Here is a 13,894-nt window from a genome sequence, read left to right as displayed (position 1 = left end):
ATGACGCCCTTGCCGGTGTCCGCCCCGGCGATGACGCCCGCCGCGTGCGTACCGGTGCCCACCTCGTCCTTCGCCCAGCCCTCGTCCGTGCCGTGCACGAGATCGGTCCCGGAACGCACCCGCTGCTTCAGATCGGGGTGCTCGGCACTGACACCCGAACCGATGAGCGCGATCTTGACGCCGAAGGCGCGGAACGTCGGGGGCAGCGTGTCCAGCCGCATGGCCTGCTGGCCCCAGCCGTACTGCTGCCGCTGCTCCAGCTCCGGGTACACCTTGGCGAGCGGGGTGAGGGCGACGACGTTCTCCTCGGTCGCCGACAGGTCGGGCCGATGGATCCAGCGGTCCGTGTAGCCGTCCTTGGGCCGGATGTAGAGGGACTCGACGGATCGTTCGGATTCCGTCGCCAGGGTGATGGTGGCCGTCCCGTCGGCCCCGGTGATGCCCTGGGCCGGCCATGTCGAGCCGATCAGGAACACCCCCACACCCGCCAGCGGTTCGCCGTCGGGACCGCAGACGCGCAACGTGATGTCCACGGGTTGTTCCAGGGGCATCACCAGCCCCGGATCACGGAGCGGCACGGCTCCGGCGGCCGGCGCGGCGACCGGCCCGGCCACGGACAGCGGCAGGTCCGGTTCGATGTGCACATGCAGCGACCGCATCGCCGGCACCTGGGCCTCGGCCGCCTCGACGACCGCGATCTCCGGGCAGAAGGGCTGCAGTCCGGTCGACTGGAGCTTTTCCGACGGCTGGAGTCTGCGGGTCACCTTGACCTCGGGCATCCGGTCGAGCCGGTCGCAGACCGCGTCCATGCTCAGTTCGGGAACCCCCGGCGGGAGCAGGCTCTGCGGCAGCGGCGTGACCATGTACCGTTCGCGACGCGGCCGCACCGAGAGTGGTGAGTGCGCGCCCTTCCTGCGTGATCCCGCTTCCTCGCCCCCGGGTCCCGGCCTACCCGCCGCCGCACCCTCGGACCCGTTCCCACGGTTGTTTCCGGGCCTTTCTTTGACCATTACGTCCACCTTCACCACGCCTACGTCGTACTTGTGCTCCTCATCCGGCGATGGCGGCTCGCGCTTCCACGGTGATGCGGTGTGCCCGGGAACCAGTCCGGGACACACCGCATCGCGCTCCGCCCAGGGGTCAGCCGATACCGAAGGGCTGGCCCATCTGCCCGAAGCCGAAGCCGGGCTGCTGGTACTGCGGGATCTGCTGGCCGAAGCCGCCGCCGCCCCACTGCTGCTGGCCCTGCTGGCCCTGCTGACTCTGCTGACTCTGCTGGAGCAGCGTCACGATCGCCGTCGGCAGCGCCTGCTGCACGGACTGCTCCACCGCGCTGCGGACGCCTGCGTGCAGCGTGTGGTGCAGCGCCAGCGCGAGATACGGATGCGCCTGCTGCGACATGCCCTGCTGCTGGAGCTGCTGCTGGACCTGCTGGATCTGCTGCAGCGTCTGCTGCATGCGCTGCGCCACCTGCTGGCTGGCCTGCTGGCACGCCTGCTGAATCGCCTGCTGGACGATCTGCGCGATCTGCTGCTGTCCTCCGGCCATCTGCTGGCCGAACTGCTGCTGGATGGGTTGGGTACCGGTCATCACGGACATGGATGCTCCGTTCGATGCATCACGGGAAAGCAGACATAGGAACCTATGCGTACTTATCGGGAGATTCCGACACCCCGAAGCTAAGTTGGCATCGGCCCGGCCGCAATCGGATGCCACCCGGGCGGCAGGGGATCGCGACCGGATCGCCGACTCGCACCGCGCGCGATCTGCCCGGCACCCTGGGCGGCGACATCACCGTCGAACCCGCGGCTCGTCCAGGGGCCGGCGCTCACCGCGACGGGAATGCGCCGCCATCCGAGCGAAGATCACCGGCCCTGAGACGGCTCCGCCCGGCGAGTGCCCAGGAGCCCCCACCTGCTCACCGCTTGGCCCGACATCGTCCACCTCAGCCCCTGGACTCCCCTGGGGTGGCCACCAGTGCCACGTCCTCACCAAGTCCCGTGCGTGCTCGACGACATACGCGGCTGCCCGCCAAACACGCCCACCGCATGGCCCCATGCCGACACCCCGGACGCCCCCGCCGAAAGGCACTGGCGCCACGTCGGCTGCGGCCGCACGAGAACCCGGCCGGTCGCTGCGGGCCGGGCGGCTCCGGTGTGTCGTTCCCGTCCGGTGTGGCCCCGACGAGCGGCCGGCCGCTCGGCGGGCACGACAGGCAGGCGTCCGCCTCCGTGGTGCGCGCAGGTCGACCCTGATCGGCGCGGCTCGGCTTCAACTACGGTGTCACGGTGACCGTTGTGGAGACTGTGGTACGTGTGCGACTCAGTGGCGGGCCTGTTGAGCGGCTGGTGTGCCATCCGCGACTTCCCTTGGTGGCCGGCCTGGATTCGGAACGTCCTGCGGTGCACGTCTGGGAGTTCGGATCAGGGCAGCTGCACCAACTCGGTACCGTCGGCGCCGAGTCGGCCGTCTACGGCGACGCCGTGGGCTGGGAGCGGATGGAACGGACACCCGCCGTGGCATGGCATCCGGACCAGCCGCTGCTCATGGTGGCGGGCGAGGACGGAGTGGTGCGGTGGACTCCCACCGGGGTCTCCGAACGTGGGTCTGGCGCCGCCGCACCGGCTGCCCAGGCCTAGAGACGGACGGTCATCTCCACGGTCACGTCATCGCCCGTCGCGAGGCCTTGCGGCCGGCGCACGGCGTCTTTGAGTGGCAGCAGGTAGCCGCCGTCCTTCGGGAAGAGAGACGTATCGAACACGACCTCGCCGATCCGAGCCCTGACCGGGATCACGCCCCAGCCGTACGTGGCCATCGCAGCCACCTCGCGGATGTCGGCGGACTCCTCGGCGGACACAGGCACGAAGTGGTACGGAGACGGCCCGCGCCATTCGATCACCCGGCCGGTGAAGACGAGATCCACGACGTCAGCCCCGTTCCTCGAGGACCGCCGAGTCACGCTCGGCGTACTTGCGGTGCCACCACTCCTCGTTGAGGTCGACCAGCAGGCACTCGCGGAGTGGGAAGGTGGTCTCACCCTCATTCGGCCTACCGGGACCCGCGAGCGACTCGGTCAGACCGTCGACCACGCGCCGCATCATCGCCATCGCCTCCAGCCGCAAGGCTAGCGTCTCGTCGAACGACGGGCGGGCGTCACGGTCGTACGGCTGTCCCTGCCGTGGGACCCCGACCGGGGTGTCCTGCCCGTTGCCGCATGACCGTCCCGGAGGACGATTCGGGCTGAAGCGACCACCATGAGGCTTATGGGCATATGGAATAAACGCGACGACATGCTCGTGCACCAGGACGAGCCCTACAACGCCGAGACACCTCCTGGCGCCCTCAAAGCCCAGATCACCCCCCTGGACACCTTCTACGGCCGCAACCACGCGCCGATCCCCCGCATCGACTCCGAGAGCTGGCGGCTGCGCGTGGAAGGCCTGGTCGATCGTCCGTTGGAGTTGTCGACGGACGATCTTCGTGGCTTCCCCGAGCGGACGGTGGTGGCGACACTGCAGTGTGCGGGCAACCGCCGCGCCGATCTCATCGAGGTCCGCGACATACCCGGCCAGGTCCCCTGGGGCCCCGGAGCCATCTCCACGGCGAGATGGAGCGGGGTGAGCCTGGCAGATGTGCTGGCCGCGGCCGGAGTGCGGCCGGAAGCGGCCCACATCGCCTTCACCGGCGCCGACGTGTCACAGCAGGCCGACCCGCCCCAGCCCTTCGGCGGCTCCATACCGGTGGCCAAGGCGACCTCCGGCGAGGTGCTTCTGGCCTGGGCCATGAACGACCAGGAACTGCCCGTCGCGCACGGCGCACCCCTGCGCGTGGTCGTCCCGGGCTGGATCGGCGCCCGGAGCGTCAAATGGCTCGAGCGCATCAGCGCACAGGCAGAACCGACAGACAACTACTTCCAGACCGAATACAGCATCCTGCCCCCCGAGGCCGACCCCGAGACGGCCGGACCGGGCGACGGCATCACCCTCGGCCCGATCGCCATCCACTGCGCCGTTCTGCGGCCCGGCAAGGACGCCCACCTGGACTCCGGACCGACCGAGGTCAGCGGGTTCGCCTTCGCCGGGGACGACCGGACCGTGGCACGCGTGGATGTCTCCGCCGACCACGGCAGCACCTGGCTCCACGCGGATCTCGACCCGCCGGAGAATCCCTGGACCTGGCAGCACTGGCGCGTCACGCTCACCCTGCCCCCGGGCGAGGTCGAGCTCATCGCCCGCGCCTGGGACTCCACCGCAGCCGTGCAGGCCGAATCCCCCACGACCGTCTGGAACCCCCGGGGGTACGCCAACAACGCCGCGGCCCACCTGCACATCACCTGCCGTCCCTGACCGGACGCTTCGGTGGAGCGGCGGGGCCCAGCGGCCGGCACAGGCCCGGCACGCACCGAGGGCCAGGTCCGGGGCTCCTATGCCCGGCCGCGCAGCAGGCCCGCCGCCCGTTCGGCGATCGCGTGGACCGCGGCGTCGGTGTTGGCGCCGGGAAGGGCCGGCATCACCGAGGCGTCCGCGATGCGCAGTCCGTCGAGGCCGTGCACGCGCAGCTGGGGGTCGACGACCGCCGCCAGGTCTGTACCCATCCGGCAGGTGCCCGCCGCGTGTTGGCACGGGTCGGTGTCGCGGCGCGGGTAGTCGCGCAGCTCGCTCGCGTCGTGCACCTCGAAGCCGGGGAGTGCCTCCTTGTCGCACCGTTGGTCGAAGCGGGTGAGCCTCGGCGGGTCCAGCAGTATCGACGCGATGTCCTTCATCCGCGGCCATCGCACGGACCACGACGCCCGCGGATCCTCCGACAGCCGCGCGGCGATGACGCAGCCGACGCTGCCCGCGCCCACCACGACGTGGTCGAACTGGTCCATCTCTGTGCCGTGTTCCTTCGGCGGCGCCCTACTGAGGCAGCTTGTCCAGGGTGATCGGCAGGTCCCGGACCCGAATGCCGGTCGCGTGGTGCACGGCGTTGGCGATCGCCGCGGCGGTGCCGACGATGCAGACCTCGCCGACGCCCTTGGCCCCCATCGGGTTGGTGTACGGATCCTCCGTGTCCACCCAGTAGGCCTCGATCAAGCCGACGTCGGCGTTGGAAGCCATGTGGTACTCGGCGAAGTCCTGGTTGACCACGTGCCCGAACCGCGGGTCGACCACGCCCTGTTCGTGCAGGGCCATGGACAGGCCCATGGTCATGCCCCCGAGCAGCTGCGAGCGGCAGGTCTTGGGGTTGATCACCCGGCCCGCGTCGAAGACCCCGAGCAGCCGCGGGACCCGTACCTCGCCGGTGTCGGCGTGCACCCGGACCTCGGCGAACTGGGCTCCGAAGCTGTGCATCGCATAGCGCGCGGCGTCGGGGTTGTCGGGCATGTCGGCGGTGACCTCCAGTCCCTGCTGCGGAACGACGCCACCGTGCTGGACCTCCAGGAGCGCGCGCGGCCTGCGGGCCGTCTCGACGATGGAGGTGCCCCAGCTGTTGATCCCGGACGAGCTGCCGGCGGGCGAAGCGCGCGGCAACTCCGCGTCCCCGATCCGCAGTTCCACGTCGTCGACGGTCACGCCCAGCGCGTCCGCGGCGATCTGGGTGAGCGCCGTCCAGGTGCCGGTGCCGAGGTCGGCGGCGGCGATCAGCACCGTGAAGTGCCCGTCGGGGCCGACCCGGATCGTCGTGACGTTCCCCGGGAAGCGGGGCGAGGGGTAGGTCGAGGCGGCCACACCCGTCCCGACCAGCCAGCCCCGGTCGCGCCGCGCCCGGGGGAAGAAGTTGCGCCCCTGCCACCCGAACCGGCGGGCGCCGTCGCGCAGGCAGGCCACCAGATGGCGGCTGGAGAACGACCGGCCGGTCTCGGGGTCGACGGCGGGCTCGTTGCGGATCCGGAACTCGACGGGGTCCAGGCCGCAGGCGGCGGCCATCTCGTCCACGGCCGACTTCAGCGCGAACATGCCCTCGGCATCACCCGGCGCCCGCATGATCGTCGGCACCGGCAGGTCCAGGGGCGCCAGTCGGTGGGTGGTGCGCCGGTGGGGCGCGGCATACATCACCCGGGTGCACACGGCGACCTGCTCGGCGTAGCCCTTGGCCTTGGCGGTCTGCGCGATCACGTCGTGGGCGATCGCGATGAGATGCCCCCTCGTGTCGGCGCCGAGCCGGATGCGCTGGATGGTGGCGGGCCGGTAGCCCACCAGGGAGAACATCTGCCGGCGGGTGAGGGCGAACTTGACGGGCCGGCGCACGAACTGAGCGGCCATCGCGGCGAGGACGGCGTACGCATGGCAGTAGACCTTCGACCCGAAGGCGCCTCCGACGTGCGGGGAGACCACATGGACCCGCTGCGGCTCGAGCCCCAGCACGCATAGGCGCCGCAGCGGCACAGGTTGCCGCTCATCCGCTCGGCGATCTCGGCGTCGTCGAGGTCGACCTCGACGACGTTCGGGTCGCTGCTGACCGCGCTCGGCCAGGCCGCCCGCGCCTCCGCCAGCATCCCGACCGCCGAGACGATCTGGCCCGGCGTGCAGTAGCCGCACTGAAACGCGTCGTGCTCGATGAACGAGCGCTGCATGGGGTGCAGACCCTCCCCGTCGGCCAGACCGGCGGCCGTGACGATCTCCGTGTCCTCGTACGCCACCGCCGGCGCCAGGCAGCCGAGAGCCCGGCGGCCGTCCAGCAGAACGGTGCAGGCGCCGCACTGCCCGTGGTCGCAGCCCTTCTTCGGGCTGGTGATCCCAAGGCGCTCGCGCAGGGCGTCCAGCAGGCTGGTGCGGGTGTCGACGACGAGCCGGTGCTCCCGCCCGTCGACCCGCAACGTGATTTCCATGTCCGCGGGGCACACCCCCAACACCATGTGCCGGGATCCGGGCAAACACTGCGTGATCGAGTCTTTCCGAGAGTCCTGGCCTCCGCAACTTCGCGGGGCCGCGAGGGGGACCAGGAGGTCCGGGCACACCGTTCCGTGCCGCCGCTCTTTGACGGGCGCGCCGCCCGCAGCTCGGCAAGACCCGCAGCCCAGGGCCCGGCGGGACGAGCAGCCACCGCACCGGCAGAAGAAGCAGCTCACGACTCGGCGGGTGAAAATTGGACATCCGGACACGGGCGAGGTGGTGGCGATGCCTGCATGGCATCTGCGTGACTATCACGACGACGACCTTGACCAGGCGATCGAGATCTGGGACCAGAGCCGCGGGGCCGACGAGCAACCGGTCTTCCCGGTCTCCGAGGTGATGACCGCCGCCAAGAACGGTCAGATGGCGGTGGTCGCGGTCGTCGGCGACGAACTGGTGGGCATGGCGGTGGCGCAGCCGCACGGCAAGCGGGCGTGGATCCTGCTGGTGGCGCTCGCCTCCCGCTGGCGCGAGCGCGGGATCGGCAGCGCCCTGCTGGCCGAGCTGGAACGACGGCTGCGAGCGATGGGCGTACGCCGTATCAGTGCCCTGCTGCCGGCCGGGGCCGCCGGGACGAAGGCGCTGGACCGCTCCGGCTATCTGTCCCGTGACGGCCTGACCTACTACGAGAAACTCGAACCGCAGGAGACCGGCAACGCCGACGCGCTGCGGGCGCTGGGCGGCCGCATGCTGGCCGACGGACTCTGGGACGCCATGGCCGGCATGGAACGGGAGAAGCAGGTCGTCGAGCGCCGGGTGGTGCTCCCGCTGACGGAGCCGGCGCTTGCCGACCGCTACGGCGTCGCGCCCCCGAAGGCGGTCATCCTCTTCGGTCCGCCCGGGACCGGGAAGACCAGCTTCGCCATGGCGGTGGCTTCACGGCTGAGCTGGCCGTTCGTCGAACTCTTCCCGTCCCGGCTCGCGGCCGACACGAGCGAGGGGCTGGCCGTGGCACTGCGGCAGGTGTTCGCGGACCTAGCGGAGCTGGACTCGGTGCTGCTCTTCATCGACGAGGTGGAGGAGATCGCCGGCGTGCGGTCGGGGAAGGCGGTCGACCCGGGGCACGGAGTCACCAACGAGCTGCTCAAACTCATCCCCCGGTTCCGGGAGGGCGGCGCTCGCCTGCTGGTGTGCGCCACCAACTCGGTGCGCTCCCTCGATCCGGCCTTCCTGCGGCCGGGCAGGTTCGACTACGTCATCCCGATCGGGCCCCCGGACCCCACCGCGCGGGCCGCCATCTGGACCCGCTACCTCAAGGGCGCCCTCCACTCGGTGGAGCTGCCCCGACTGGTGGCGGCCAGCGAGCTGTTCACCCCGGCCGACATCGAGTTCGCCGCCCGCAAGGGTGCTCAGGCCGCGTTCGAACGCGAGGTGACGCATCGCCGGGGCGAACCCGCCACCACCGAGGACTACATGGCCGCCATCGCGGACACCCGGCCGACGCTCACGGCACGGGCGATCGAGGAGTTCACCGAGGACATCGAGAAGTACAGCCGGCTGTGAGGCGCGTCTGGCACCGCGACTGACACCGGGTCCCGGACCCGGCGGACTACGGCACGGCCACCGGCTGCGGGGGGAGTTCGAAGCGCAGCAGAGCCGCGGTCTGCTCCGCGCGCAGCGCCGTCTCCGCGTCGACGTGCCGCACCTCGCCCCCGTCGTCGATGACGGACTCGGCCAGTTCGTCGATCACGTCGGGCACCTCCCGCAGCGGATCCCCACACAGCGGGCAGGCCTTCTCCGAGCGCGACAGCAGCCCGTCCCGGTCGCACACCCGTCCCGGAACGACGGCCTGCTCGTCCACCTCCAGCGTCCCGATCGCGGCCAGCGACGCCGCCCACAGCGTCTCGTCGAGACCGACGGCCGCGGGTCTGCTGGCCGCCTTGGCCTCCAGGGTCTGGCCGACCAGCCGCCGCTGCTCCTGGTGCGCGTGGTCGGCGACGAGCCCCCGCACCTTCTTCCTGACGTCCTCGGCCGTCGCGGTCTCCCGGTCGATGGTGAAGGTCCCGACGAGCCGCTCCTTCAGCTCACGCGGCAGGAAGTCGACGAAGCCCGGCACCTCGTGCGCCTGGCCGCCGACGGCGAGCAGGTCGTAGCCCCCGCCCCCGAACAGCCGTCTGAGCTCGCCGACCAGGCGCCGGTAGTGCTTCTTGCTCAGCTCGTCGGCCTTGTTGCGGACGCGGTACTCGCCGAACTGCTCGGCGTAGGCGTGTCTGCGCGTCACCCGGTCGCGGATCACCTCCAACTCCCGGACGTCGTCGAGGTAGTACTCCCAGACCTGGCCCACGCTCTTGTCCACGATGACCGCACAGGTGCGGTAGTACTCGTCGAGCACGCCCAGCAGCGGGCGGACGTAGGGATCGGCGTCCACCAGGATGCGCTCGCGGGTGGGCCGGGGCAGCCACATCTGTTCGTAGATGCCGCGGCCGCCGCAGGAGAAGACCGCGACGGCGCCCGGCCGGACGGGCTCCTCCGCCAGGGTCGTCTCGATTCTCGCGATGTCTTCCCGCAGCGAGAGCCGCACGGCGTGCTCCGCCGAGCCGTCCTCGGCGAGCGGCCTGATGCGGTCCAGCAGGCTGGCCACTCGGCTGCTGAAGACGCGGCGGTCGGGCCTCTCCGGTTCCACCGGGATGTAGAGGGAGACGAACGGGAGTCCGTCGCCGCTCAGCCGCAATATTCGCTCGACCTGCTGTTGGGTGATCATCGCCGCTCCTCGCCGCTCGATGAGCTCTGCTCTTCCAGCTAACGAGGTGGGAGCGGCGGCGGCAAACGCGGCGCGGTGCTCGCGGGTACCCCGGCGGGGGTCTCCCCGGGCCACGACAGGGAGGGACCGGCGGAAAGGAGCCCGTGGCGAGCGGTGTCTGGCACCGCCGTGCTGGGACCGCCCCCCGCTTCAGCAAGCGCTCTCCGTCAGCGGTGCCCGTACCGGCACCCGGCGGGCCGCCACGGGCTCGGCGCCCTGGGGTGTCCTGACCGTGGGCACCTTCGTGCGACTCCCGGCCGAGTCTCCGGTGGGTCAAGCGGAAGGCATCGCCGAGAGTGAAAAGCATTCACGGAAATATGGTTTCCCGCATATCTTGAATTACGGCGGCCGTATAGGTTCATCGGACCGGTGAAACGTTTCTTCGAGAAATCATTCCCTCGAATGCCGGATAGCTTCCACCGTATGGCGCTCGTTAGGTGATCGTGACTTGGAACGAACCGGAAGATCAGGTCCCCGTCGGAAGCGGAGCCCTGTGGCACGACCCGGCCGGCGGCGAGGTGCTCCACAAGGGGTGTTCAGACATTCTTGAAGATTTCCTCAAGAAGATCGGCGACATGGAAAGCGAATACCTGCGCGCTGTCGACGCAGCGTCCTGAGCGAGGGCGCGGAGGAGCTGAGAATGGACAGGCTGCACGGCGAGCCGAGCCTCTACGACATTCAGTTCGGCCTGAGAACCGACTACGACGCGCTCGGTCAGCATTCCTACAGTGGTGATCCCCTCGAGGCACCTCACGTCTGGAGCGCGCAGGGTCAGGACATCGCACCGAACGGCTGGGATCCGGACGAGGAACTCGCCCAGATGCTGTCCACGGTGTCCGGTACGGACCCCGCTCCGCCCCCGTTCGACGGGCAGCACCGCCACCGCATCGACCGGCGGCGCCCACGTCCGGGATCCCACATCCTCGACAGCGGCCAGAAAGTCACCCCTGTCACGATCCTGGTCGCCACCATCGCCGCCTGCGCGGTGGCCATGCTCGGCTGGTCCATCGCCTATTCGTACGGTCAGCTCCGCGCCATCGCCTCGACGGTGCTTCCGGCACCGCTGGCGCAATGGTGGCCGCTGACGGTGTACGGACCGTGGTTCGTGGCAGCCCTGTCGATTCTGCGGGCCGCCGTTCAGCACCGGACCGCCCGCCGGTCATGGGGCGTCGTCCTGGTCGCCTCGGCCACGGCGGTGGCGCTGTGCGTCAGCCACTCGGCATATTCGATGCTGTCGATGGTGATCGTAGGAATTCCGCCGATCACCGCCCTGGTGTGTTTCCGGGAACTCGTGGGCCAGGTCTCCTCGAAGTACCGCCCCCGGCACGCCGCGCCGGTCAAAGAGCAGTCCGGCGGCTGACGGCGAAGCGAACCGCCGGTGGGCCGCCGACCGCAGCTCGGCGGCCCACCGGCGGTTCGCGCGCGTCTGGGGCCCGGGGCTCAGTCCCCGCCGCTCCCGTACGGCCTCGTCAGGATCTCCAGGTTGTGGCCGTTCGGATCGTCGAAGTACGCTCCGCGGCCGCCGTCGTTGTGGTTGATCTCGCCGGGGCGGTGATGATACGGGTCCGCCCAGTACCTGAGTCGCCCTGCGCGGATCCGGGTGAAGATCGCGTCGAAGTCGTCCTCGGAGACGAGGAAGGCGTAGTGCTGCGGAGTGATCGGCTCCTCGGTATCCATGAAGTCCAGCGTCACGCCGTTCGCGATCTCCACCGGGGCGAACGGGCCGAAGTCCGGGGCCACGTCCACCCCCAGCAGATCCGCGAGGAACCTCGCGGACGCCTGTTTGTCGTGCGCGGCGACGATCGTGTGGTTGAGCTCTACGGTCATGGGCCGGGCCTCCTGTCCCCTGGGCTGCCAGAACCGCTTTCCACGCTACCGCCGCTGCCCCGAACCCTCACGGGCGCGCGCATCGGTCAAGCCGCCGGAGCCGTGCGTCCGGTCCGGCCGGCGGCGCTCGACGTGCCGTGGGGCCGCCGCACGCCGCCGGTCACCGGGCAGCACTCAGATGGTGGCTGCGTCGATCACGAACCGGTACCGCACATCGCTGTTCAGCACCCGCTCGTACGCGTCGTTGATCTCGGCCGCGCCGATCAGCTCGATCTCGGCGCCGATGCCGTGCTCCGCGCAGAAGTCCAGCATCTCCTGGGTCTCTCGGATGCCGCCGATGGCGGAGCCGGCGAGGGTCTTGCGGCCCGAGATCAGCGAGAACAGGTTGAACGAGATGGGCTCCTCGGGCGCACCCACGTTCACCAGCGCGCCGTCCGACTTCAGCAGCGAGAGGAAGGCGCCGAAGTCCAGCGGCGCCGACACGGTCGAGACGATCAGGTCGAACGTGCCGCGCAGCTCCTCGAAGGTCTTCGGGTCGCTGGTGGCGTAGTAGTGGTCGGCGCCCAGCTTCAGCCCGTCGTCCTTCTTGCGCAGGGACTGGGAGAGCACGCTCACCTCGGCGCCCATCGCGTGCGCGAGCTTGACGGCCATGTGCCCGAGACCGCCCAGGCCGAGGACCGCGACCTTCTTGCCGGGTCCCGCGTTCCAGTGCCGCAGCGGGGAGTACGTGGTGACGCCGGCGCACAGCAGGGGGGCGGCCACGTCGAGGGAGAGGCCGTCCGGGATGCGCACGGTGTACTTCTCGTCGACGACGATCTTCTCGGAGTAGCCGCCGTAGGTGGGCTCGCCGTTCCTGTCGAGGGCGTTGTATGTGCCGACCATGCCCTTGAGGCAGTACTGCTCCAGGCCGGCCTCGCAGTTCTCGCACTCGCGGCAGGAGTCGACCATGCAGCCGACGCCCACGCGGTCGCCGACCTCGAACTTGGTCACGCCGGAGCCGACCGCGGAGACGACGCCCGCGATCTCGTGGCCCGGAACCATCGGGAAGATCGCCTCGCCCCAGCCCTCACGGGCCTGGTGGATGTCCGAGTGACAGATGCCGGCGAACTTGATGTCGATCAGTACGTCGAACTCACCGACCTCGCGGCGCTCGATCGTGGTGCGCTCGAGCGGAGCCTTGGCAGCGGGTGCGGCGTACGCAGCAACGGTGGTCATGCCGGATTTCTCCTTGGGGGGTCGCGTGCCCGGCAGCCTTCCACCGGGCACGGCGTCCAGCCTGCCCGGAGGCGCCGGGCTCACCCAGGCCACGGCTCTGCATACGTCCGGGCTTCCTACCACTGGCCGGGTCAGCCTCACAGTCCTACCAACAGGAATACTGGGTGTATGGACGCAAACCCCGACTCCATGCAGGCGTCTGCCCCGGCATCCGGTCAGGCTCTGGACCGCCGCGCCGAGCTCAGCGAGTTCCTGCGCACTCGGCGAGCCCGGCTCAAGCCCGAGGACGTGGGACTGCCGGACTTCGGGCGGTACCGGCGGGTGCCGGGCCTGCGCCGCGAGGAGCTGGCCCAGCTGGCCGGGGTGTCCGTGGCCTACTACACGCGTCTGGAGCAGGGCAACGGGCAGAACGTGTCCGCGGAGGTGCTCGGGGCCATCGCCCGCGCGCTGCGGCTGAGCGACGCGGAGCACGCCCATCTGACCCATCTCGCCAAGCCGAAGGCCCACAAGAAGAAGCCGGCGGCGCGGTCCCAGCACGTGCGGGTTCCGCTGCGGCAGCTGCTGGACGCCTTCGACGGCGTCCCGGCCTACATCGTGGGGCGGCGTGCGGAGGTCCTGGCGTGGAACAGGATGGCCGCCGCCGTCTTCGGGGACTGGTCCCAGGTACCGCAGCAGGAGCGGAACTGGGCCCGCATGGTCTTCCTGCGGGCCGAGTACCACGATCTGTTCGTGGACTGGGAGCAGAAGGCGATCGACATCGTGTGCCAGCTGCGGTACGAGGCCGGGTGCCACCCGGACGATCCGCAGCTGTCCGCGCTCGTCGGGGAGCTGTCGGTGAAGAGCGAGGCGTTCCGGCGGCTGTGGGCGACGCACGACGTCAAGGAGAAGAGCCACGGGCTCAAGCTGATGCGGCATCCGCTGGTGGGCGATCTTGCCTTGCAGTTCGAGTCGTTCAGGCTGCCGGACGACGGTGAGCTGGGGCTGGTGACGTATCACGCCGAGCCGGGTTCGCCGTCGGCGGAGGCTCTGCGGCTGCTGGCCAGCTGGGGTACGGACGCCACCCGGGCGGGCACGACCGCGCCCCGCTCCTGAGGCCCTGCGCTCGACGCCATGGGCGGTCGATGAGGGGCCGGCGATCGGTGGAAACACGGACGGCGCGGCGGGGGCCGCGGGGGTCGGCGGGCGGGGCGCGCACCGCGGTAATTGCGGTTTAACGGTTTTGATATACGCATAATAC

Annotated in this window: 14 protein-coding genes and 2 pseudogenes; 6 read left to right on the top strand and 10 right to left on the bottom strand. The window is 70.3% G+C overall.

All coding sequences use genetic code 11. The annotated features are described in order from the left end of the window. Together ACWDA7_RS42945 and ACWDA7_RS42940 are read right to left on the bottom strand one after the other, a co-directional pair. Nucleotides 1-863: pseudogene (locus ACWDA7_RS42945) on the bottom strand (S8 family serine peptidase); the annotation flags it as partial. A gap of 277 nt (nt 864-1,140) precedes the next feature. Further along, nucleotides 1,141-1,599, bottom strand: a complete 459-nt coding sequence (locus ACWDA7_RS42940) for a hypothetical protein (RefSeq protein ID WP_450612297.1) — start codon at nt 1,597-1,599, stop codon at nt 1,141-1,143. Nucleotides 1,600-2,402: 803 nt separating this feature from the next. Between ACWDA7_RS42940 and ACWDA7_RS42935 the strand changes: the two genes are divergently transcribed. After that, nucleotides 2,403-2,639 (top strand): hypothetical protein, encoded by a 237-nt coding sequence (locus ACWDA7_RS42935; protein ID WP_450612295.1) that lies wholly within the window; start codon nt 2,403-2,405, stop codon nt 2,637-2,639. On the opposite strand, the gene ACWDA7_RS42930 is transcribed toward ACWDA7_RS42935, so the two are convergent. Together ACWDA7_RS42930 and ACWDA7_RS42925 are read right to left on the bottom strand one after the other, a co-directional pair. Continuing rightward, nucleotides 2,636-2,923, bottom strand: a complete 288-nt coding sequence (locus ACWDA7_RS42930) for a DUF1905 domain-containing protein (protein ID WP_450612293.1) — start codon at nt 2,921-2,923, stop codon at nt 2,636-2,638. The genes ACWDA7_RS42935 and ACWDA7_RS42930 overlap by 4 nt on opposite strands. A gap of 4 nt (nt 2,924-2,927) precedes the next feature. Continuing rightward, entirely contained in the window at nt 2,928-3,302 is a 375-nt protein-coding gene (locus ACWDA7_RS42925; RefSeq protein WP_450612291.1) for a DinB family protein, read from the bottom strand. Between ACWDA7_RS42925 and ACWDA7_RS42920 the strand changes: the two genes are divergently transcribed. Continuing rightward, nucleotides 3,264-4,346, top strand: a complete 1,083-nt coding sequence (locus ACWDA7_RS42920) for a sulfite oxidase (protein WP_450612289.1) — start codon at nt 3,264-3,266, stop codon at nt 4,344-4,346. The genes ACWDA7_RS42925 and ACWDA7_RS42920 overlap by 39 nt on opposite strands. A gap of 77 nt (nt 4,347-4,423) precedes the next feature. On the opposite strand, the gene ACWDA7_RS42915 is transcribed toward ACWDA7_RS42920, so the two are convergent. The 3 genes and pseudogenes from ACWDA7_RS42915 to ACWDA7_RS42905 form a co-directional block, all read right to left on the bottom strand. Further along, nucleotides 4,424-4,870, bottom strand: a complete 447-nt coding sequence (locus tag ACWDA7_RS42915; RefSeq protein WP_450612287.1) for a GMC oxidoreductase — start codon at nt 4,868-4,870, stop codon at nt 4,424-4,426. Between the two features lie 28 nt (nt 4,871-4,898). After that, nucleotides 4,899-6,317 carry a xanthine dehydrogenase family protein molybdopterin-binding subunit gene (locus ACWDA7_RS42910; RefSeq protein ID WP_450612285.1) on the bottom strand — a complete coding sequence of 473 codons (1,419 nt, stop codon included), beginning with the start codon at nt 6,315-6,317 and terminating at the stop codon, nt 4,899-4,901. 32 nt (nt 6,318-6,349) lie between these two features. Then, nucleotides 6,350-6,838 (bottom strand): annotated as a pseudogene (locus ACWDA7_RS42905) ((2Fe-2S)-binding protein); the annotation flags it as partial. A gap of 262 nt (nt 6,839-7,100) precedes the next feature. On the opposite strand from ACWDA7_RS42905, the gene ACWDA7_RS42900 reads away from it, so the two are divergent. Continuing rightward, nucleotides 7,101-8,378, top strand: a complete 1,278-nt coding sequence (locus ACWDA7_RS42900) for an ATP-binding protein (RefSeq protein ID WP_450612283.1) — start codon at nt 7,101-7,103, stop codon at nt 8,376-8,378. A gap of 46 nt (nt 8,379-8,424) precedes the next feature. Here ACWDA7_RS42900 and ACWDA7_RS42895 read toward each other — a convergent pair whose 3' ends face one another. Beyond that, a complete protein-coding gene (locus tag ACWDA7_RS42895; protein WP_450612281.1) occupies nt 8,425-9,576 on the bottom strand; it encodes a baeRF10 domain-containing protein in 1,152 nt (383 codons plus the stop codon). A 482-nt stretch (nt 9,577-10,058) separates the two neighbouring features. Here ACWDA7_RS42895 and ACWDA7_RS42890 point away from each other — a divergent pair, with 482 nt between their 5' ends. After that, nucleotides 10,059-10,232 carry a hypothetical protein gene (locus ACWDA7_RS42890; RefSeq protein ID WP_450612279.1) on the top strand — a complete coding sequence of 58 codons (174 nt, stop codon included), beginning with the start codon at nt 10,059-10,061 and terminating at the stop codon, nt 10,230-10,232. Nucleotides 10,233-10,255: 23 nt separating this feature from the next. Continuing rightward, nucleotides 10,256-10,975, top strand: coding sequence for a DUF2637 domain-containing protein (locus ACWDA7_RS42885; protein WP_450612277.1), 720 nt, complete (start codon nt 10,256-10,258; stop codon nt 10,973-10,975). A gap of 80 nt (nt 10,976-11,055) precedes the next feature. On the opposite strand, the gene ACWDA7_RS42880 is transcribed toward ACWDA7_RS42885, so the two are convergent. Together ACWDA7_RS42880 and ACWDA7_RS42875 are read right to left on the bottom strand one after the other, a co-directional pair. Next, nucleotides 11,056-11,442 carry a VOC family protein gene (locus ACWDA7_RS42880; RefSeq protein WP_450612276.1) on the bottom strand — a complete coding sequence of 129 codons (387 nt, stop codon included), beginning with the start codon at nt 11,440-11,442 and terminating at the stop codon, nt 11,056-11,058. Between the two features lie 174 nt (nt 11,443-11,616). Further along, nucleotides 11,617-12,657, bottom strand: a complete 1,041-nt coding sequence (locus tag ACWDA7_RS42875; RefSeq protein WP_450612274.1) for an NAD(P)-dependent alcohol dehydrogenase — start codon at nt 12,655-12,657, stop codon at nt 11,617-11,619. Between the two features lie 168 nt (nt 12,658-12,825). Here ACWDA7_RS42875 and ACWDA7_RS42870 point away from each other — a divergent pair, with 168 nt between their 5' ends. Then, the gene (locus ACWDA7_RS42870; protein WP_450612272.1) at nt 12,826-13,749 is read left to right on the top strand and encodes a helix-turn-helix domain-containing protein; all 924 of its coding nucleotides are present in this window, start codon (nt 12,826-12,828) and stop codon (nt 13,747-13,749) included. The last annotated feature ends 145 nt before the right edge of the window (nt 13,750-13,894 follow it).

It is taken from the genome of Streptomyces sp. NPDC001156, assembly GCF_053598275.1.
The sequence above is the reverse complement of the archived record's forward strand: the minus strand, read 5'-3'. Positions and strand labels throughout refer to the sequence as shown.